Source organism: Burkholderia sp. RF7-non_BP4, assembly GCF_001521935.1.
Classification (GTDB): Bacteria; Pseudomonadota; Gammaproteobacteria; order Burkholderiales; family Burkholderiaceae; genus Burkholderia; species Burkholderia diffusa.
The window spans coordinates 35,678-54,592 of sequence record NZ_LOTA01000055.1 but is presented as its reverse complement, the minus strand read 5'-3'; the positions used below and the strand labels follow the sequence as shown (position 1 = coordinate 54,592).

The following is an 18,915-nucleotide window of genomic DNA, read 5'->3' as shown; positions in this document are numbered from 1 at the left end:
AAGCATCGTTGCCGAGCAGTGCTCAGCGGAAGATTTTCAGCCAGTCGAACAGGCCGGGGTGCGGATGTCGCTTCGGCACCGGTGCCGGCGCACTGCGCGGCCGGAAGTCGGGCGAGAACTGCGCACGCGGATCGATCGCACGCGCACGCAACGCCGCATCGTAGAACGAGCCGACGATCGGCAGCGCGCTGTGTGCGCCCGCGCCCCAGTAGTCGCTGCGCAGCGTCACGCTACCGTCGTCGAAGCCGACCCACGCACCGGCCACCAGTTGCGGATGCATCAGGATGAACCAGCCGTCCGTGTTGTCCTGCGTCGTGCCGGTCTTGCCCGCGACGTCGACGCGAATCCCGTAGCGCGAGCGGATGTCGGCGCCGGTCCCGTAATCGACGACGCCGCGCATCACGTCGACCAGCGTCTGTGCCGCGGCCACCGGCAGCGCGCGTTCGGGCGGAGCGCTGCCGAACGCGGCGAGCACCTTGCCGTCGCGGTCCTCGATGCGCGTGATCATCTGCGGCGCGACGTATACGCCGCGGTTCGCGATCGTCCCGTACGCCGACACCATTTCCTTCAGCGTGACGGGGCTCGTGCCGAGCGCGAGCGACGGCACCGCGTCGAGCGCGCTGTCGCGCACGCCCATCGCGCGCGCGAGCTGCGCGACCCTGGCCGCGCCTTCGCGCTGCATCACCTGCGCGGTGATGCGATTGCGCGACAGCGCAAGCGCGTCGCGCAACGTCATCGGCGCGTCTGTCGGCGGCTCGGCATCGGTCGGGTGCCACACCGCGTGCGCGCCGATCGGAATCGCGACGGGGCGATCGACGAACGTATCGCCCGGCCGCATGCCGTCCGCGAACGCGGCGCCATAGACGAACGGCTTGAACGTCGAGCCCGGCTGGCGTCGCGCCTGCACGACGTGATCGAACGGCTCGCTGCCGAAATCGGGGCTGCCGACCCACGCTCGAATCGCGCCGTTACGCGGATCGATCGCGACGAAGCCTGCCTGCACCTGCGTCTTGCGCTCGCACAACGCGCGGATGAACGCGCGATTCGCGCCGAGCTGCTTCAGCGCCGCCGCATCGGCGAGCCCCGCGTCGCGCGCGGCGCGATAGTCGGGCGTCTGCCGGATGAAGCCGCGGAACAGGTCGTTGCGCAGCCCGCAGCCGGACGGGTTGTGCCACGCGCTATCGGCGATCGCCTGCAGGCGATCGGTCTGCTGCGTCAGCGCTTGCGTCGCCATGTCCTGCAGTTGCGCATCGAGCGTCGTGCGCACGACGAGGCCGTCGGCGTAAAGATCGTAGTTGTTGCGGTCGGCCCATGCGATCAGCCACTTGCGCAGCTGCACCGCGAAGTGCGGGGCGGGGCCGGGCTGCGCGGTTTGCGGCTCGAAGTCGACGCGCAGCGGCCGGCGCTGCAGTTGCGCGAGCTGCCGCGGCGACAGCATGCCCATCGCCGCCATCCGGGCGAGCACGATGTTGCGGCGCTGTTCCGCGCGCTCGGGGTTCAGCACCGGGTTGTAATAGCTGTTGCCCTTGAGCATCCCGACGAGCGTCGCGCTTTCGACGATGTCGAGCTGGTCCGCCGACTTGCCGAAATAGGTGCGCGCGGCCATCTCGACGCCATACGCGTTGTACAGGAACGGCACCGTGTTCAGGTAGGTCTCGAGAATCTCGTCCTTGCTGTACACCGTCTCGATCTTGAACGCGGTGATCAGCTCCTTCACCTTGCGCGTGAGCGTCGGCGCGCGGCCGACTTCGTCCGGATACAGGTTGCGCGCGAGCTGCTGCGTGATCGTCGAGCCGCCCTGGCGGCTGCCCGAGAACGTGTGCAGCCCGGCCGCGAGCGTGCGGCGCCAGTCGATGCCGTGATGCGCGTAGAAGCGGTGGTCCTCGGTCGCGATCAACGCGTCGACCATGTGCGGCGAGATCTGCTTGAGCGGCACCCATTCGCGATTGACGGGCCGGAATTCGGCGATCAGCTGACCGTCGGCCGACAGCACGCGCGCGGGGCGGTCGATGCGCGCCTTGCGGATGTCGCCGATGCTCGGCGTGAACGGCACGAACGCGAGCAGGACCAGCAAGCCGAGCACCGGTATCGCGGCGAGCGTCAGCGCGACACCGCGGCGCGTCGGATGGCGCAGGCGATGCCAAGCGCCGGCGCCCAGCACGCGGGCGCCGGTGCGGCAGCGAAGCCACAGGTCACGAAGAAACGGCACGAAGCGATTCACGACGGCAGGAGCGCGAGCGGAAAAGGCGCGATCCTAGCAAACCGCGCAGCGTTGCCGGCGGCCAAACAGCCCGTTTTCTTGCAGGATTTACAGACGATTACGTTTGTTTCCCGCGGACAACCTTTGGTCGTGTGCGCTGCCGCGATTCTTCCGATGAAACGGTGCCGGCCGCTTCGCCGACCACATCCGCGAGCCGCTGCGCGGCCGCTTCCATCCGCGCGCGATCGAACCCGCCGAAGCCGAGCACGAGGCCCGGACGCGCGGTGCCCGGCGCGAACATCGGCGACACCGCGCGCACCGCGACGCCCGCTTGCGCGGCGCGCGCCACCACGTCGAGATCGTCGATCCCTTGCGCGAGCCACAGCACGACGTGCATCCCCTGATCGCCCGGCTGCACCCACGCGCGCTCGCGCGGCAGCCGCGCGCCGAGCGTGTCGATCAGCAACGCGCGCTGTTCCGCGTAGACGCCGCGCACCCGGCGAATGTGGCGGTCGAGATGCCCTTCCGCGATGAAGGCGGCGAGCACGTGCTGATCGGCGGTCGGCGCGTGCCGATCCATCAGCGCGCGCGCACCGCAGAACGCGGGCACGAGATCGTCGGGCGCGATCACGTAGCCGAGCCGCAGCGACGGGAACAGGATCTTGCTGAACGTGCCGAGATAGATCACGTGTTCCGGATCCAGACCTTGCAGCGACGGAAACGGATAGCCTTCGTAGCGCAGCTCGCTGTCGTAATCGTCCTCGACCACCCACGCGCGATGCGCGCGCGCCCAGCCGAGCAATGCGTTGCGTCGCGCCATGCTCATCGGCATCCCGAGCGGGTACTGATGCGACGGCGTGACGAATGCCGCGCGTGCGTTCGGCGCGAGACGGATGCCGGCGTCGACGTCGATGCCGTCCGCGTCGACCGGCACGCGGACCATCGCGTCGCTCCGGCCGGTGCTCTCGAGCAGCGCGGTGATGCCGCGATAGGCGGGATTCTCGACCCACGCGCGATCGTTCGGGCCGAGCAGGACCTGGCTCGCGAGGTGCAGCCCCTGTTGCGTGCCGCTCGTGATCACGACCTGATCGGCGCTGCAGCGCACCGAGCGTGAGCGGCGCACGTAATCGGCGATCGCTTCGCGCAGCGGCAGCGCGCCTTGCGGATCCGCGTAACCGGACGGCGCACCGGCGCCGCGGGCGCGCAGGCGGTTGCCGAGCCGGCGCCAGATGTCGTCGGGCGCGGTGAGCCCGACCGGCACCGAGATCGCGAACGGCACGGCCGGCAACGGCCGGAATTCGCGAGCGATCCGCGCGAACGTCGCGGCCGGTTCGGGCAGCCCGGCGGGTGCGGCACGCCGCCGGGCGGCGGGCGGTTCACCGGCCGGCGGAGCGGGCTCGGCCAGCGCGTTCGCGACCCGCGTGCCGGCGCCGCCGCGCGACTCCAGGAAGCCTTCGGCGACGAGCTGCGCATACGCGTCGACGACGGTGCCGCGCGCGATCTGGAGCGACGTCGCGAGCAGCCGCGTGGACGGCAGCGTGTCGCCGGGCCGCATGTCGCCGCGCCGCACCGCGTCCCGCAACGCCTGCGCGAGCTGGCGGCTCAGGTCGCCGGCCGCGCGATCGAGCACGCCGAGCGACGGGATTTCGACGATCCGGGCGGTTCTGGCCATGATTCTGGTCTGCTGAAATTGTTCGAAACCGGCTCTACAGCATAAACCAGTTAGCGATCACAATCTGCGCATGACGGGCCGGTTGCGCCTGTTCCGTCCGAACCCTTTTCGACCGTGGAGCCGCCATGTATGTCCCTGCCGATTTCGCCGAATCCCGCCCCGATGCGCTGCGCGAACTGATCGTCGATCATCCGTTCGGCAGCCTGGTCACGCACGGGAAGGGCGGGCTCGACGCGAACCACCTCCCGTTCGAATTGCTGCCGGGCGACGGCGGCCTCGGCGAGTTGCATGCGCACGTCGCGCGGGCGAATCCGGTCTGGCAGGAGGTCGCGAACGGCGACGAGGTGCTCGTGATCTTCCGCGCCGGCGACGCGTACATCTCGCCGAACTGGTACCCGAGCAAGCATGCGGCGCATCGACAGGTGCCGACGTGGAACTACGTGGTCGTGCATGCATACGGCCGCATCACGGTGCGCGACGACGAGAAGTTCGTGCGCGGCGTGGTCGCGCGGCTGACGCGCACGCACGAGGCGTCGCAGCCGGCGCCGTGGAAGATGACCGACGCGCCGAAGGACTATCTCGACACGATGCTGCAGTCGATCGTCGGGCTGCAGATCGAGATCACGCGGCTCGTCGGCAAGCGCAAGCTCGGGCAGAACAAGGCGGTCGACGATATCCGCGGCGCGGGCGACGCGCTGATCGCGGACGGGAATCTCGCGATCGGGGAGGCGATGCTGGCGGAGGCGGACCGCAAGAAAGAATAGTCTCGCGATCGCGAGGCGCGGCGTCCGTCGCCGAGATCACAGTGTCGTGCGAAGGTCGTTTGCGGTCGGGCAGATTGTTCTCGACGGTTCTCGCACCTTCTCGTATGGCGCAATGCACATGTCGGTGAAGGTAGCTGGCACGTGTCGTGCAGGTCACGTGGTTTACTTCATGACGGAATCGACCATATAAAGCGTGGCGGTCACGATGAGAATGGCGACACTCCACAGTGCCCACTTTCTGGCGGACCACCGCTTCCAGGCAACGGCGTTGAGTGTGCCGAAAGCGATAGCGGGACCAAAAAAATACGAAACCAATACGGGTAAAACCCACCACGGCGTAGGACATTTACCGAGTTCATGGCAGCCCGTTGCGATATGGTCAGGTTTGAACCAGTGAACACGGCTGAGCGTGTACATGAATACCCATGCGACGAGCAACCCGTAAAAGAAGCCGCAGAGTGATATTGCAAACCGTTTCACTTGATTTCCCAAAATAGGATTTGCTTAGCCCCTCCCAGATCGGAATACGATGCGCTGGCCAGTATGGACGCGCCTTGACGGATGGACCCGATGCCAAGATAACGCCCCCATGTCGCGAACCCATTCCAAAATCCGCTGACCGTCAGTCGCGATCCGTTCCACAAATCTATGTGACCACCGCTAGCGTTTTCAGTCGATTCGCCATCGCGCGTCCAGTACCTTGAAAACTGGATGATACCGGTGCGGCCTTTGACCTTCGATGCCCAATCCTCCCCAGTGATGTTTTCGGCTTTGGGAAGACCGGCGAACGGCTGTAGCTGCAACCATGCGCCCAACTCATCGGCACGGGTCGCGGTGGGTTTCCCGTCAAGCAAGATACGGCCGATCGTCTTTGCACCCAACATCGGCCTGACGTTCCTCGCATTGAACGATTTCATTCCGACACCGACACGGTGCAGCGCAACGCTAAGGCGAATGGCGCATTGATTGGTATACGCTGGGTCGTCGTACGGATTGCCGGACGGGAAATTATCCCAAAGTTCCTTGAAGGTGACCCCTGCTAACGGCACCACCTTCTCGGAACCTTTCGTGTTGATAGTACGAACTCTTGTGGGCTCGGTGTGTGGCATCAGTTACTCCCCGTTTTGCTTGGAGAGCGCGTCATCGCCCCAATAGACCATGTAATCGCTTGCCCCGTCTCCGGTATGGATACGGGGCAGTTTTCCGCTTGAATCGAGACGCCCAAAATGCATGCGACCGTCGGAGGTTTCGATATAGTAGGGAAACCCTTCCGTTACCTCCTTGGTCGCCCTTACCCGCTCGTCGAAAGCGCCTTTCCTGATCGATGCGATCTCGCCCGTTAGCGTGCGGCTCGAGATGACTTCTCCGAGACCCTTTATCCCATCATTGCACCAAACTTCTCCGGCAAGCAGTGCAACGATGTGCGGTGGAGTCGTGCAGCCGCACAGGACGATATCGTTGTCCAGAGCGACCTCTCCTTGGAATTTGATTCGGTATGGGCCACCGGATTTTGCGATGGTGCCGAGGCTTTGGCACGCGGTGCAGAATGCGTTACCTCCAATCAGGGCTGCTTGATACCCGTGTACAAGGAACGGCGGACCGCGGTATGGTTCAATTGTCCCGCCGCTTGAAAGACTATCGCCAACGACTGCAATTCTTCTTTTCATTGATCAGCCCTCTCGGAAAGCCGTCATCGTAGCCGCGTGGTGCGATAGCGCATCTCGATATTGAGAGGTTTACTTGGAATGGCAAGTTTGAACCAGCAACAATCACGGGGAAACCGCCCGCTGGGGCATGAATCCGGAGTGCGTGCGTTCGCTGTTTCCGAATCGGTTTCCCTGCGGCCGCACGCGTCATCTATTGCGATCGCTTTTCGCCTTCCCCCGCCTGCGCCAGCGCCCCCCGAATCGCCGCTTCCGTCTTGTCATACCCGCCCTCGCCGTACCGCGTATAGACGACCTTCCCGTTCGCGTCGATCAGGTACAGCGCGGGCCAGTACTGGTTCCCGTACGCACGCCACGTGTCGTAGCGGTTGTCCTGCGCGACCGGATACTGGATGCCGAAGCGCTTGACCGCATCGGCGACGTTCTTCGCGTCGCGTTCGAACGGATACTCGGGCGTATGCACGCCGACCACGACGAGCCCCTGGTCGCGATACTTCCGGTACCAGTCGTTCACGTACGGAATCGTATGGATGCAGTTGATGCACGAGTACGTCCAGAAATCGACCAGCACGACCTTGCCGCGCAACTGGTCGAGCTTGAGCGGCGCGCTGTTGTGCCAGCGCTCGATGCCGGTGAAGTCGGGCGCCGGCGTGCCGGCCAGCGAGGCGGTCATGCCCGCGTCGTCGCGGGTGCCGGCAAACGCGGCGAGCCCGGCCGTGGCGGCGAGGGCGATCACGAGGGCGGCGGTCTTGAATCTGGGCAGCATGGCGGTTCTCCGGTTCGGCCGGCCGCCGCGCGAGTGCGCGGGCCGGACAGGTTTCGACAGTCGTCATTGGGCCGCGCCGACGTATCTGCGGTGTGTCCGGCAAGCCGCGCGTGTGCAATGTTGTGTGTCGTCACGGCGGCGCGATACATTGGGATACAAACGCGCGCCCGCGGTGCGGTATAAAAGCGGACATCACCAGCCGGAACATCACGCCAACGACATCGACTCATGGACAAGATCGACCACGTACTGATCGTCGACGACGATCGCGCGATCCGCGAACTGATCGCGGACTATCTGGAGAAGAACGGCATGCGCGTGTCGCTCGCCGCGAACGGCCGCGAGATGCGCAACGCGCTCGACGACGGCGCGCCGGACCTGATCGTGCTCGATCTGATGATGCCCGGCGAGGACGGCCTCACGCTGTGCCGCGACCTGCGCGCGGGCAAGTTCCGGACGGTGCCGGTGCTGATGCTGACCGCGCGCGGCGAGGAAACCGACCGCATCATCGGCCTCGAGATGGGCGCCGACGACTATCTCGCGAAGCCGTTCGCGGTGCGCGAACTGCTCGCGCGGATCCGCTCTGTGCTGCGCCGCGCGCGCATGCTGCCGCCCGGCATGCAGGTGACGGAGACGGCCGCGATGCTCGCGTTCGGCGAATGGCGGCTCGATACGACGGGGCGTCACCTGCTCGACACCGAAGGCACGCTGGTCGCGTTGAGCGGCGCCGAGTACCGGCTGCTGCGGGTGTTCCTCGACAATCCGCAGCGCGTGCTGACGCGCGACCAGTTGCTCAACCTCACGCAGGGCCGGCAGTCCGATCCGTTCGACCGGTCGATCGACCTGCTCGTGAGCCGGCTGCGGCAGCGTCTGCGCGACGGCGCGCGCGAGCCGCGCTACATCAAGACGCTGCGCAACGAGGGCTACGTGTTCTCGTCGGCGGTGACCGCGGTCGAAGGCGACGCATGAACACGCGCACCCTGTGGCACTGGCCGCGCTCGCTGTTCGCGCGGCTCGCGCTGATCCTGTGCGTGGGCCTCGCGCTCGCGCAGACGCTGTCGTTCTGGCTCACCGTGACCGAGCGCGACCAGGCGACCACCAACCTGATGATGGGCTACATCGAGCGCGAGGTCGCGAGCTCGGTCGCGCTGCTCGACCACCTGCCGCCCGATCAGCGCGCCGCGTGGCTGCCGCGTCTCGCGCGGCGCAGCTACGCGTTCATCCTCGGGCCGGGCGAGACGGGCACGCCGCCGGAGGCGCGGCTCTCGGCGCGCGTCGAGCGTTCGATCTCGGACGGCATCGGCGGCGATTACCCGCTGACCGCGAACGCGCTCCCCGGCGATCGCGAGCATCTGCAAGTGCATCTGCGCCTGACCGACGGCTCGCCGCTGACGATCGACATCCATCCGATGTCGACGGTGCCGCTGTCGGGCTGGCTGCCGGTCGTGCTCGCGCTGCAACTCGCGGTGCTGGCCGCATGCTGCTGGCTCGCGGTGCGGCTCGCGACGCGGCCGCTGAAGCAGCTCGCGCAGGCGGCCGACGCGCTCGGCCCCGACCTGAAGGGCGAACGCCTGAATGAGGACGGCCCGTCCGAAGTCGCGCGCGCGGCCCGCGCGTTCAACGCGATGCAGGACCGCATCGCGCAGTACATGGCCGAGCGCATGCAGATCCTCGCGTCGATCTCGCACGACTTGCAGACGCCGATCACGCGGATGCGCCTGCGCGTCGACGTGATGGACGACGACGCGCAGGGCGCGAAGCTGCGCCAGGACCTGCTCGAGATGGAGCATCTGGTGAAGGAAGGCGTCGCGTATGCGCGCACGCTGCACGGCACGGAAGAGGCCGCGCGCCGCATCGATCTCGACGCGCTGCTCGACAGCATCGTGTGCGACTACACGGATGCGGGGCAGGACGTCGCGCTCCACAGCGGCGGCCCGCTCGCGCTCGTCACGCGGCCGAAGGCGCTGCGCCGGATCGTCGGCAACCTCGTCGACAACGCGCTGAAGTTCGCGGGCGCGGCCGAGATCGACGTGCAGGCGGCACCGGGCGGCGGCGCGGTCATCGCGGTGCGCGATCGCGGGCCCGGCATTCCGGACGATCAGCTCGACGCGGTGTTCGAACCGTTCCGGCGCGTGGAGACGTCGCGCAACCGGGAGACGGGCGGCACGGGGCTCGGCCTCGCGATCGCGCGTCAGCTCGCGCTCGCGATGGGCGGCACGCTCACGTTGCGCAACCGGCCAGACGGCGGCGGGCTCGAAGCGCGGTTGATGCTGGCGAACGCTGCGTGATCGGACGCCGCGTGATGCGGCGTCAAGGGCATTGCGGGCTGCGAGTCGAAGCGGCCCGCGTCACACGCGCTGCAAATGCGCGTCGACAAGCGGTGCAAGCGTATCCGCATGCACCGCCGCGAGATCGTGGCGGCCGCCCGGCACCACATGCAGCTGCGCATCGGGCAGCCGTTCGAGCAGGCGCCGCCCGGCCGCGACCGGACTGATCGGATCGTCGTCACCCCACAGCAGGAGCGTCGGCTGCGCGATGCGGCCGAGGTCATGCGACAGGTCCGCGCGAAACGTCAGGAACCAGTCGGGCAACTGCGGGTTCGCTTCCGCGAAGCCGGCGCGCCAGTCGTGCGCGCCGAGCCCCTGCATGTCGAGGCCGCCGGACGTGACCGTCAGCACCAGATGCGTGACGAGCGGCGCACGTTCGAGCGCCGCGCGCATCGCGATCACGCCGCCCATCGATTGCGCGATCACGGCGGTCGGCCGGTCGATCGCGGTCAGCACATGGCGCACGAGGCCGTCGAAGTCGTCGACGGCCGGATCGCGCGGCGTGTCGCCGAAGCCCGGATAGGCGACGATCCGTCGCGCGGCCGGATGCGCGAGGCGGCTCGCGAGCGGTTGCCAGAACGCGGTGCTGCCCGACGCACCGGGCAGGAAAAGCAGTTGCGATGGAACGGGCATGACGGGTTGGTTTTCCGGGGAGCGAAGCGGGTTGAACGAGGCGTGAAACTGCGTCAGCACCGGCCGGTGCGCAGCGCGACGGTCCAGTCGTCGCGGCCGCGCGATGCCGCGGTGGCGGCGGCCGTATGCCAGTCGTATTCGACCGCATGGAACTCGGCATGCCAGCCGGCCGGCGTGCGCGACACCATCGCATAGCGCGCATGTGGCGAACCGGTTTCGATCCGGTGCGGATGCGGAAGATCGTCCATGTAAGCCTGCAGTCCGACGCTGCCCGGGTTGACGATCACACGTCCGTCGTCGAGCTTCGCGATGCGCGGCACATGCGTGTGGCCGCACAGGATCAGCGACGCCGGCGCGTCGCCCGCGCGCTGCGCGATTTCATCGGGCGTCGCCGCGCGGCAGCCGTCGGGCGTCACCGTTTCGAGGAAATAGACGAGGTCGCTGGCGGGCGTGCCGTGCACCATCAGCACGTCGTCGCCGAGCGTCAGGCGCTCGGGCAGCGCGGCGATCCACGCGCGATGGTCGTCGCGCAGCGTGTCGTGCGCCCAGCGATCGGACAGCCGCATCGCGTCGCGATCGCCGGTCAGCAGTTGCCGTTCATGATTGCCCTTGATGGTCGGCAGGTCGAGCGCGATCAGGCGGTCGGCCGTGTCGGCGGGATGGAGCGCGCCCGACACGATGTCGCCGAGGTTGACGATCACGTCGGCGCCGCGGCGTCGCACGTCGTCGAGCACCGCGTCGAGCGCGGCGAGGTTGCCGTGGATGTCGGACAGCGCGGCGATTTTCATGGTGAGCAAGTCGAGGCGGGGAACGGCGATTGTCGCGAATTCGACGCGGATCGTCCAATCGCATCGATGGCGGGACACGCGTGACGCGCGGCGAGTTTCAGTCGGTCGCGATGCGCGCGTACATCGCGAAATCGCCCGGTACGCCGCGCACCATCCGGAACGCGCGCAACAATCCTTCGTAGCGGTAGCCGCATTTCTGCAGGACGCGCACGGAGCCGGCGTTGCTGGTCAGCACGACGCCCTGGATGCGCATGAAGCCACCTTCGGCGAACGCCCATGCGGTGACGCTCGCGCACAGCGCGCTCGCGATGCCGCGCCCCCAGTGCGATGGCGCGAGGTCGTACGCGATCTCGGCCGAGCGGTTCGCGGTGGACACCGTATGCAGTCCGATCGTCCCCGCAAGCGCGCCCGACGCGTCGTCGACGATCGCGAGACGGCGGATCGAATCCGGATGAGTCGACTCGATGCCGTCGAACAGCGGCAGCAGATCGTCGCGCGCATGCAGGTTCCAGCTCGTGTGGCGGACGACGTCGTGATTCGACAGGTACGCGTACCACGCATCGAGATCCGTGCGGTCGAGCTGCCGGAGCGACAGGCCGGGGAAACCGGAGCGGGGCGGCGCGGCGATCCTCATCGCGCACCCGCCACGCACGCTGCGGCGCGCATGCCGTCGCGCCTACGCGGCATGACGCCGGTACAGCGCGAGCGAACCGGCCAGGGCGAGCAGCATCGCGCCGCACGTGCGTTCGAGCCACAGCGCGCCCGAGCGCTTCAGCAGCCGCACCGCGCGAGCGCCGAGCAGCGCGTAGCCGAACATCACTGCTCCGTCGAGCAGCGCGAACGTGACTGCGAGCGCGACGTATTGCGGCGCGAGCGGCGCGGACGGATCGAGGAACTGCGGCAGGAATGCGGAGAAGAACAGATAGCCCTTGGGATTGGTCACCGCGGTCAGGAAGCTCTTCGCGAAGATCGACGCGTTGCGGCCGTGCGCCGCGCCGCCATGCGCGACGGCGACGTCGAGCGAGCCCTTCGACGTGAGCAGCCGGATGCCGACATACGCGAGATAGGCGGCGCCCAGCCATTTCACCACCGAGAACCAGAATGCCGACGCCATCAGCAGCGCGCCGAGGCCGAGCGCGACCGCGACGATCAGCGCGAAGTCGGACAGCATCGCGCCGGCGAAACCGTAGGCCGCGCGGCGCACGCCGTAGCGCGAGCCGTTGGTCAGTGCGAGCAGCACGGTCGGGCCGGGCGTCGCGATTCCGACGAACGCGACGGCGGCGAAGATCAGCAAGGTCGTTTGATGCATGCCGAAGGCTCCCTGTGCAAGGCGGGTGCTCGATTATCGGGCGCACGTCGTCGCGCTGTACAGCGGCGTTCGATGCGCGAGCGATTATCTCGATTCTCGCAAGAAATTGTTTTCATCATTGCGCTGTCGACGGGAACCGGTTCCAACTACCATGGCGGCCGTGGCGGGCATGCTCGCCGCGACGTCGCGCGCGCGTATCGCACGCGCGCGTTCCCGTATGCGGCCGCGGCCGGCCTCGCATGCCGGCGGATCTCCCTGCCGCACACGCTACTCGCATAGAACAACGGGTTCACCGCCCGGAGACGCTAACAACCATGAACAAGCAACTGATCGCAGCCCCGCTGCTGCTCTCGCTCGCGGGCATCGCATCCGCGCAAAGCTCCGTCACGCTGTACGGCATCGTCGACGCGGGCGTCACCTATCGCAGCAACGACCGGGTCGGCTCGCCGGGCGCCTATACCGGACATTCGAACGTCGGCCTGACCACCGGCAACCTGTCCGGCAGCCGCTGGGGCATCAAGGGTTCCGAGGATCTCGGCGGCGGGATGCGCGCGCTGTTCGTGCTCGAGAACGGCTTCGACATCACCAACGGCACATCGGGCCAGGGCGGTCGCCAGTTCGGCCGGCAGGCCTTCGTCGGCGTCGGCAGCACCCGTTACGGCACGGTCACGCTCGGCCGCCAGTACACGTCGCTCGACGACTTCGTGAGCCCGGTCGGCCCGTCGTCGTTCATCGGCGGCTTCGGCGCGCACCCGGGCGACATCGACGATCTCGACCAGACCGCGCGCGTCGACAGTTCGATCAAGTACACGAGCGCGAACTACTCGGGCTTCACGTTCGGCGCGCTGTACGGCTTCGGCGGCCAGCCGGGCAGCATGAAGCAGCGCAACACATGGAGCGTCGGCGCGGCATACGCGGCGGGGCCGCTGCGCGTGGGTGTCGGCTACGAGCGTTCGGACAACAGCAAGACGGGCGCGACCGACCCGACGGCCGGCAAGTGGCGAAGCACCGACGACGGCCTGTTCAACTCGTCGATCAACGAAGGCTATGCGAGCGCGCAGTCGCAGCAGATCATCGCGACCGGCGCGACGTACGACTTCGGCCCGGCCGTGGTCGGCGTGAACTACAGCAACGTGCAGTACCGCAGCGGTGCGCAGTCGCTGTTCAACGGCCACGCGACCTTCAACGTCGCGGGCGTGTTCACGCGCTGGAACGTGCAGCCGCAGACGCAGCTGTTCGCGGGCTACAGCTACACGCGCGGCAGCGACGTCGACGGCATCGACAACCGCGCGCAGTATCACAACGTCACGCTCGGCGCGGTCTACGACCTGTCGAAGCGCACCAGCGTGTACCTGCTCGGCGCGTACCAGCATGCGTCCGGCACGACGCTCGACGCGCTCGGCCGGCCGGTGGCCGCGACCGCGTCGGTGTCGGACAAGGCGAACGGCCACTCGTCCGACTCGCGGTCGCAGGCGATCGTCAGCCTCGGCCTGCGCCAGAAGTTCTGACGGCACGCGCATGACCGGCGGCCCGCGTTCGATGCGGGCCGCCGGTTGCGTGGCCCGTTGCTTGTCGATGTCTGTTCCGCCGGCAGCGCGCGATCGACATCGTCGATGCGCTGCCATCGCTGCGCGCATCGCTCGTCGCCGCACGCGCGGGACATCTCTCTCCTCATCCGCATCTTCATCGGCAACGGCATTCCGCCGCACATCGCTTTATTTCATATATTCACGACTTTCCCGGCAATGCGGCGTGCGCCGCATAATATTTTTTCTCTTTCATTTTAATTTCGATTTGTAATTATTGAATTGCTTTGTCGGAAATGGGAATTCAATGCATGTAAATCAGAAAAAATGACGCGTCCGTATTGGGTGATTCGGAATTTAGTGCCGGAAAGCGCGCATTGCGAGAGCGCCGCCGGGGCGCGGATCTGCGATATGACACCCGCAGCGGCGTGCCTTCAGTCAGCCGGTGTCGCGTGGTCAAAGAACGTAATGAATCATTCGCGGCGCAATTGAGCCGGTTTTTGAAAAAATCACCAATATTTCATACGCATCGAATTAGAGTGTCGAAAAACGATCGTCCGGGAGCATCATTCATGTTATCGAAACAAATTCGCGCGGCATTGCTTGGATTGTGCATGGCAATGCTGGCGCCGGTCGGTCACGCACAAGCGCAATACACGACGGACTGGCTTGCGAACACGTTCGGCACGCTCGCCGCGCACGTCGGCAACGGTGCGCGCTCGCTGTGGGTCGCGCCCGAGGGCGTGATCTATACGGCGTCGCGCTGGGACGAGAACGCGGGCGGCGTCGCGATCTACCAGAACGGGCAGACGCTCGGCACGATCGGCATCCACGACGAATTCCAGGGTGGCGCGATCACCGGCAACGCGAACTCGCTGTTCGTCGCGCTTGGCTACAACCGCACGTTCGGCAGCGGTTCGGTCGGCCGCTACAACCGCAGCACGAACCAGCGCGACCTGCGCATTCCCGTCAGCACGTGGACGGGCATCCAGTACGCGGACGTGATCACGGGCCTCGCGACGACCGGCAACCTGCTGTACGTGAGCGACTTCTACGGCAACCGCGTGCGCGTCTATACGACGGACGGCGTGTGGCAGCGCGACATCGGCGTGTCGGGCCCCGGCGCGCTGGCGCTCGATGCGGCCGGCAACCTGTGGGTCGCGCGCAAGAGCGCGGGCGTCGTCGCGCAGTTCAGCCCGACGGGCACGGCGATGAACACGATCCAGATGGCCGCCCGCGCGCGGCCGGCGTCGCTGTATTTCGATGCGCCGAGCGGGCAGTTGCTGGTGGGCGACGAAGGCCCCGACATGAACATCAAGATCTACGCGCTCGTGGGTCAGCCCGTGCAGCTCGGCACGTTCGGCGTGCAGGGCGGGTATCTCGACACGACCTCGGGCATCAAGGGGCAGGTCGGCGACAAGCGCTTCACGCGCGTCGCCGGCATCGGCAAGGATGCGGCCGGCAACCTGTACGTGCTGAACAACGCGTGGGGCGGCGGCTGGGATCTCGGGCGCAACGGCAGCACCGACCTACATTCGTACGGCCCGACGGGCGCGCTGCAATGGAAACTGCAGGCGCTGAACTTCGAAGGTGCCGCCGCGCCGGATCCGGCGACCGACGGCGCATTCTTCTACAGCGGCAACAACGTATACACGGGCACCGCGGGCGGCACGTTCGTCGCGAACACGATCGATCCGTTCAGCTATCCGAAGGACCCGCGCCTCGACATGAACGACTACCAGCGCGGCCAGCATTTCGGCCAGCTCGCGCTGGTGAACGGCACCCGGATGCTCGTCGCGACCGGGCAGAACCCGGGCAACTACAACATCTATCACTTCAACGGCGCGAACGGCTACATCGCGATTCCGGACGGCTCGATTCCCGGCAAGCCGTTCAACACGACGCTGCAGGTCACGGCCGGTTTCGCGCTCGACGACAACGGCGACGTATGGGCCGGGCTCGATCGCACCAACAACATTTCGCACTATCCGATGACGGGTTTCGACGCGACCGGGAAACCGACGTGGGGCAAGCCGGTGCAGATCCCGATTCCGCGCACCGTGCTGCCGCTCACGCGAATCATCTACCAGGCCGACAGCGACACGATGATCCTCGCGCAAGGCATCGCGGGCACCTGGGACTGGACCGCGATGAACGGGCACATCGAGGTCTATCGCGGCTGGAAGGCCGGCAACACGAGCACGCCGAACGTCGCGATCAACCTGACGAGCGCGAATCCGAAATCGATGGCGGCGGCCGGCCACTACCTGTTCGTCGGCTACGTGCACACGGTGCCGAACGTCGACGTGTTCGACCTCAACACCGGCAGCCTCGTGACCACGCTGACGAACTCGAACACGTCGGCGATGGACGTCGGCAACGACGTCGACTCGATGTACGGCATCCGTGCGTATCTGCGCTCGACCGGCGAATACGTGATCACGAAGGACAACTACAACGGGTCGAGCGTCGTCGTGTATCGCTGGCGTCCGTGATCGCGCATGCCGCACCGTTCGGACCAGCCCGGTCTCACGGCGCGCCGAGCACGCGGCCGTTCACCTCGCGCCCGTACATCGAGTCGGGCGTGTCGTGGAATTTCGCGCGGGTGTCCTGGACCGAGCCGGTGAAACGCGGGTCCTGCGGGCGCTCGTGACTGCCCATGAAGGTCGCGACGTCCCACGCTTCCTGATCGGTCAGCGTGCCGCCGAGCCCGAGCGGCATGTTGGCCTTCACGAAGCCGGCCGCGTTGCGGATGTCGCCCATCCCCGCGCCCCAGTTGAACGAGCGCGCGCCCCAGAGCGCCGGAAAGACCGGCTTGCCGCCGCTCGATTGCCCCTGGCCGTCCGCGCCGTGACACAGCGCGCAGTGCTGCGTGTAGACGGCGGCGCCACGCGCGTAGTCGGCTTTCTGCGCGGGCGGCGGCAGTTTCGGAAAGCCTTGCCCCGGCAGCTTCGCGCCGACCGGCGCACCCTTCGCGAGCCAGTACGAATAGGTTTCGAGCGCAACGAGGATCGGGTCGCCGGCGGGCGGCGCCTTACCGTTCATGCTGTAGCGAAAGCATCCCTGCAGGCGTTCGGCGAACGTGTTCACATGGCCGTTCTTGATCCGGTAGGCCGGGTACAGCGGGTACGCGGCCCACATCGGGCTCGAATCCGGACGGCGGCCCGCGTCGAGGTGGCAGCTCGCGCAGGTCAGCTTGTTGCCGACGTACTTGCCCGCGTATTCGGGCGTGTGCAGGAAAATCTGCTCGCCGAGCTTCACGGTCTTGCCGAAGTCGTCGGCGGGGATCGCGGATTCGGGCGGCGGCGTGAACGGCTTCGCCGTCGTCGCGGCGGGCAGGGCGGCCGCCGCAGGAGCGGAAGCGGTGGCCGGTGCGTCCTGCGGCGCGGCCGCGCAAGCGAGCGCGGGCATCCAGGCCGCGCCGAGCAGCGCGGCGCGCGCGCCGCGGATCAACGTCGTGCGGTCGATCATCGTTTTTCTCCGTTCGCGGCACCGCCGCGCGCATAGTACGCAGCCACCGCGTCGACATCGGCGTCGGACAGCTTGCCGGCGATCGTCGGCATCAGCGCCATCGGGCCGGGCGCCCGCGTGCCGTGCTTCCAGCCGTTCAACTGGCCCGCGATGTATGCGGCCGGCTGGCCGGCGAGCGGCGGAAACGCGGCGCCGACGCCGAGGCCGCCTGCGCCGTGGCATTGCGCGCACGCGGGCAGGCCCTGCGACCAGCGTCCGCGCGTCGCGAGCCATGCGCCGGTGTTCGCCGGGTCGATCGACGTGGCGTCGGAAGCGGCAATCGCGGGCGGTGCGGGCAGGCTCGCGAAGTACGCGGAAACCGCGTCGCGATCGTGCGCCGACAGCAGCTTCGCGAGCGGCTGCATGACCGGGTTCTGGCGGCTGCCGTCCGCGAACGCGGCGAGTTGCGCGGAAAGATAGGCGGCGTTCGTGCCCGCGAGACGCGGAAAGCCGGCGGCCGCGTTGCCTTCTCCCTGCGCGCCGTGGCAGCCGATGCATGCGGCCGCGCCCGTCGTCGTGCCCTGGGTGGCGATGGTCTTGCCGAGTGCGATGTCGTCCGCGTGGGCATGGCCGGCGAGCAGTGCCGCCGCGGCGAGCAGCAGCCGCGCGGACCGGCGCCGCGGGATGTCGACCGAATCGTTCACGTGTCCCCTCCTTGATGTCTGTCTTATGGCGTGGCCCGGCGTGCACACCCGCGCGGTCAGCCCGCGTCGGGCCCGTCTTGCCGTGGCGCGAGATTCGGCGTCGGTGCCGTCGCGTCGTATTGCCCGAAGCCGTAGCGCGCGAATATCCGGAACGCTTCCGGCGACCGGATGAACGCGAGCCACGCGCGTGCGGCTTCCGGATGCGGTGCGTGCTTCACCATCGCGCCCGCATAGATCGCCGTCGTATTGTGCGCGGCAGGAATGTCGATGTGCATCAGCGGATGCCCGACCTGTTCCTGGAACGCCGCTTCCGATTGCCACAGCACGCCGGCGTCGGCACGCCCCTGCATCAGGAACAGCGCGGTTTCCCGATGATGGATGTGCGTGAGCTCGGTCGTGCCGGCGCGCACCTTGTCGTCGTAGACGATGCGCGCGAGCGCATCGCCGCCGGCCTTCACGAGCGATGCGCGGATCTGCCGCGCGACGCCTTCGAATGCCGGGTTCGGCATCGCGAGCGTCACGTCGGGCCGCGCAAGATCGTTCAGCGACATAATGCGCTTCGGGTTGCCGGCGCGCACCATGATCGTCAACTGGTTCGTTACGTACGGCACGGCCGGGCCTTCGAGCGTGCCGTCCGCGATCAGCTCGCGGATCTTGCCGAGCCCGGCGAAATACGCATCGGGCTTGACCGTCCACGTCATGTTGCCGACGGTGATCGTGCCGCCCGCGTGAATCTGCTTCACGAGCAGGCCGGGCGGGATGGTTTCCCAGTAAATGCGGCCGCGGTATTCGGGATGGTCGGTCTCGAACTTCGCGACGAGCGGTGCCATCGCGAAGAAGTAGTTGCCGCCGACGTACAGCACCAGCTTCGGCGCGGTGAGGTCGCCGTGGAAATCGGCGAGCACGTCGACCTGCGGCACCGTGAATTCGAGGCCGCGGTTCGTCGCGTCGTTGTTGCGGCCGTCCTGCCACGGCGGAAAGATGCTGCGCGACGTGTCGGCCGGTGCGGCGAGCGACAGCATCGACGTGCAGCAAAGCGCGGCCAGCGCGGCATGCAGCGCTGGCTGCCACCGGCGTCGCAACGGAGAACGCGTGCGGAGCGATGTCATCGG

General features: G+C 67.3%; 18 protein-coding genes. 5 read left to right on the top strand and 13 right to left on the bottom strand.

Annotated features, from left to right (window positions below):
* Window positions 1-22 precede the first annotated feature (22 nt).
* Window positions 23-2,221 carry a penicillin-binding protein 1A gene (locus WS49_RS20350; RefSeq protein WP_059532585.1) on the bottom strand — a complete coding sequence of 733 codons (2,199 nt, stop codon included), beginning with the start codon at window positions 2,219-2,221 and terminating at the stop codon, window positions 23-25.
* A 97-nt stretch (window positions 2,222-2,318) separates the two neighbouring features.
* Complete coding sequence (gene pdxR / locus WS49_RS20345; RefSeq protein WP_059532582.1) at window positions 2,319-3,872, bottom strand: MocR-like pyridoxine biosynthesis transcription factor PdxR; 1,554 nt, start codon at window positions 3,870-3,872, stop codon at window positions 2,319-2,321.
* 125 nt (window positions 3,873-3,997) lie between these two features.
* On the opposite strand from pdxR, the gene WS49_RS20340 reads away from it, so the two are divergent.
* Complete coding sequence (locus WS49_RS20340) at window positions 3,998-4,636, top strand: FMN-binding negative transcriptional regulator (protein ID WP_059532580.1); 639 nt, start codon at window positions 3,998-4,000, stop codon at window positions 4,634-4,636.
* A 162-nt stretch (window positions 4,637-4,798) separates the two neighbouring features.
* On the opposite strand, the gene WS49_RS35175 is transcribed toward WS49_RS20340, so the two are convergent.
* From WS49_RS35175 to WS49_RS20330, 4 genes are all read right to left on the bottom strand, one after another.
* Window positions 4,799-5,053 carry a hypothetical protein gene (locus tag WS49_RS35175; RefSeq protein WP_156436978.1) on the bottom strand — a complete coding sequence of 85 codons (255 nt, stop codon included), beginning with the start codon at window positions 5,051-5,053 and terminating at the stop codon, window positions 4,799-4,801.
* A 59-nt stretch (window positions 5,054-5,112) separates the two neighbouring features.
* Entirely contained in the window at window positions 5,113-5,745 is a 633-nt protein-coding gene (locus WS49_RS20335) for a type VI secretion system amidase effector protein Tae4 (protein WP_059532577.1), read from the bottom strand.
* 3 nt (window positions 5,746-5,748) lie between these two features.
* Window positions 5,749-6,303 (bottom strand): PAAR domain-containing protein, encoded by a 555-nt coding sequence (locus WS49_RS33900; protein WP_082725552.1) that lies wholly within the window; start codon window positions 6,301-6,303, stop codon window positions 5,749-5,751.
* A gap of 190 nt (window positions 6,304-6,493) precedes the next feature.
* Window positions 6,494-7,066, bottom strand: coding sequence for a thioredoxin family protein (locus WS49_RS20330; RefSeq protein WP_059532574.1), 573 nt, complete (start codon window positions 7,064-7,066; stop codon window positions 6,494-6,496).
* A 228-nt stretch (window positions 7,067-7,294) separates the two neighbouring features.
* Here WS49_RS20330 and WS49_RS20325 point away from each other — a divergent pair, with 228 nt between their 5' ends.
* Both WS49_RS20325 and WS49_RS20320 read left to right on the top strand, forming a co-directional pair.
* Entirely contained in the window at window positions 7,295-8,035 is a 741-nt protein-coding gene (locus tag WS49_RS20325) for a response regulator (protein ID WP_059532572.1), read from the top strand.
* Window positions 8,032-9,354: an ATP-binding protein gene (locus WS49_RS20320; protein WP_059532567.1), complete on the top strand. Its 1,323-nt coding sequence runs from the start codon at window positions 8,032-8,034 to the stop codon at window positions 9,352-9,354. Before WS49_RS20325 ends, WS49_RS20320 begins: the two co-directional genes overlap by 4 nt.
* A 60-nt stretch (window positions 9,355-9,414) precedes the next feature.
* On the opposite strand, the gene WS49_RS20315 is transcribed toward WS49_RS20320, so the two are convergent.
* From WS49_RS20315 to WS49_RS20300, 4 genes are all read right to left on the bottom strand, one after another.
* Window positions 9,415-10,026, bottom strand: a complete 612-nt coding sequence (locus WS49_RS20315) for an alpha/beta fold hydrolase (RefSeq protein ID WP_059532564.1) — start codon at window positions 10,024-10,026, stop codon at window positions 9,415-9,417.
* 53 nt (window positions 10,027-10,079) lie between these two features.
* Window positions 10,080-10,814 (bottom strand): metallophosphoesterase family protein, encoded by a 735-nt coding sequence (locus tag WS49_RS20310; RefSeq protein ID WP_059532562.1) that lies wholly within the window; start codon window positions 10,812-10,814, stop codon window positions 10,080-10,082.
* A 97-nt stretch (window positions 10,815-10,911) separates the two neighbouring features.
* Window positions 10,912-11,448, bottom strand: coding sequence for a GNAT family N-acetyltransferase (locus WS49_RS20305; protein WP_059532556.1), 537 nt, complete (start codon window positions 11,446-11,448; stop codon window positions 10,912-10,914).
* A gap of 42 nt (window positions 11,449-11,490) precedes the next feature.
* Window positions 11,491-12,123, bottom strand: a complete 633-nt coding sequence (locus WS49_RS20300; protein WP_059532553.1) for a LysE family translocator — start codon at window positions 12,121-12,123, stop codon at window positions 11,491-11,493.
* Window positions 12,124-12,437: 314 nt separating this feature from the next.
* Here WS49_RS20300 and WS49_RS20295 point away from each other — a divergent pair, with 314 nt between their 5' ends.
* Window positions 12,438-13,631 carry a porin gene (locus WS49_RS20295; RefSeq protein ID WP_059532550.1) on the top strand — a complete coding sequence of 398 codons (1,194 nt, stop codon included), beginning with the start codon at window positions 12,438-12,440 and terminating at the stop codon, window positions 13,629-13,631.
* Between the two features lie 590 nt (window positions 13,632-14,221).
* Entirely contained in the window at window positions 14,222-16,144 is a 1,923-nt protein-coding gene (locus WS49_RS20290) for an SMP-30/gluconolactonase/LRE family protein (protein ID WP_059532546.1), read from the top strand.
* Between the two features lie 34 nt (window positions 16,145-16,178).
* On the opposite strand, the gene WS49_RS20285 is transcribed toward WS49_RS20290, so the two are convergent.
* The 3 genes from WS49_RS20285 to WS49_RS20275 are packed head-to-tail and all read right to left on the bottom strand — an operon-like array spanning window position 16,179 to window position 18,912.
* Entirely contained in the window at window positions 16,179-17,120 is a 942-nt protein-coding gene (locus WS49_RS20285) for a c-type cytochrome (RefSeq protein ID WP_059532543.1), read from the bottom strand.
* The gene (locus tag WS49_RS20280; protein ID WP_059532540.1) at window positions 17,117-17,803 is read right to left on the bottom strand and encodes a c-type cytochrome; all 687 of its coding nucleotides are present in this window, start codon (window positions 17,801-17,803) and stop codon (window positions 17,117-17,119) included. The genes WS49_RS20285 and WS49_RS20280 overlap by 4 nt, the downstream gene beginning before the upstream one ends.
* A gap of 56 nt (window positions 17,804-17,859) precedes the next feature.
* Window positions 17,860-18,912, bottom strand: coding sequence for a molybdate ABC transporter substrate-binding protein (locus WS49_RS20275; protein WP_059532537.1), 1,053 nt, complete (start codon window positions 18,910-18,912; stop codon window positions 17,860-17,862).
* Window positions 18,913-18,915 lie beyond the last annotated feature (3 nt).

Bases quoted from the DNA above. Each gene is read 5' to 3' on its own strand.
- WS49_RS20315 (WP_059532564.1), bottom strand. From the start codon at position 10,026: ATGCCCGTTCCATCGCAACTGCTTTTCCTGCCCGGTGCGTCGGGCAGC.
- WS49_RS20290 (WP_059532546.1), top strand. From the start codon at position 14,222: ATGTTATCGAAACAAATTCGCGCGGCATTGCTTGGATTGTGCATGGCA.
- WS49_RS20285 (WP_059532543.1), bottom strand. From the start codon at position 17,120: ATGATCGACCGCACGACGTTGATCCGCGGCGCGCGCGCCGCGCTGCTC.
- WS49_RS20340 (WP_059532580.1), top strand. From the start codon at position 3,998: ATGTATGTCCCTGCCGATTTCGCCGAATCCCGCCCCGATGCGCTGCGC.
- WS49_RS20305 (WP_059532556.1), bottom strand. From the start codon at position 11,448: ATGAGGATCGCCGCGCCGCCCCGCTCCGGTTTCCCCGGCCTGTCGCTC.
- WS49_RS20310 (WP_059532562.1), bottom strand. From the start codon at position 10,814: ATGAAAATCGCCGCGCTGTCCGACATCCACGGCAACCTCGCCGCGCTC.
- WS49_RS20300 (WP_059532553.1), bottom strand. From the start codon at position 12,123: ATGCATCAAACGACCTTGCTGATCTTCGCCGCCGTCGCGTTCGTCGGA.
- WS49_RS20325 (WP_059532572.1), top strand. From the start codon at position 7,295: ATGGACAAGATCGACCACGTACTGATCGTCGACGACGATCGCGCGATC.
- WS49_RS35175 (WP_156436978.1), bottom strand. From the start codon at position 5,053: ATGTACACGCTCAGCCGTGTTCACTGGTTCAAACCTGACCATATCGCA.
- pdxR (WP_059532582.1), bottom strand. From the start codon at position 3,872: ATGGCCAGAACCGCCCGGATCGTCGAAATCCCGTCGCTCGGCGTGCTC.
- WS49_RS20335 (WP_059532577.1), bottom strand. From the start codon at position 5,745: ATGCCACACACCGAGCCCACAAGAGTTCGTACTATCAACACGAAAGGT.
- WS49_RS20330 (WP_059532574.1), bottom strand. From the start codon at position 7,066: ATGCTGCCCAGATTCAAGACCGCCGCCCTCGTGATCGCCCTCGCCGCC.
- WS49_RS20320 (WP_059532567.1), top strand. From the start codon at position 8,032: ATGAACACGCGCACCCTGTGGCACTGGCCGCGCTCGCTGTTCGCGCGG.
- WS49_RS33900 (WP_082725552.1), bottom strand. From the start codon at position 6,303: ATGAAAAGAAGAATTGCAGTCGTTGGCGATAGTCTTTCAAGCGGCGGG.
- WS49_RS20275 (WP_059532537.1), bottom strand. From the start codon at position 18,912: ATGACATCGCTCCGCACGCGTTCTCCGTTGCGACGCCGGTGGCAGCCA.
- WS49_RS20295 (WP_059532550.1), top strand. From the start codon at position 12,438: ATGAACAAGCAACTGATCGCAGCCCCGCTGCTGCTCTCGCTCGCGGGC.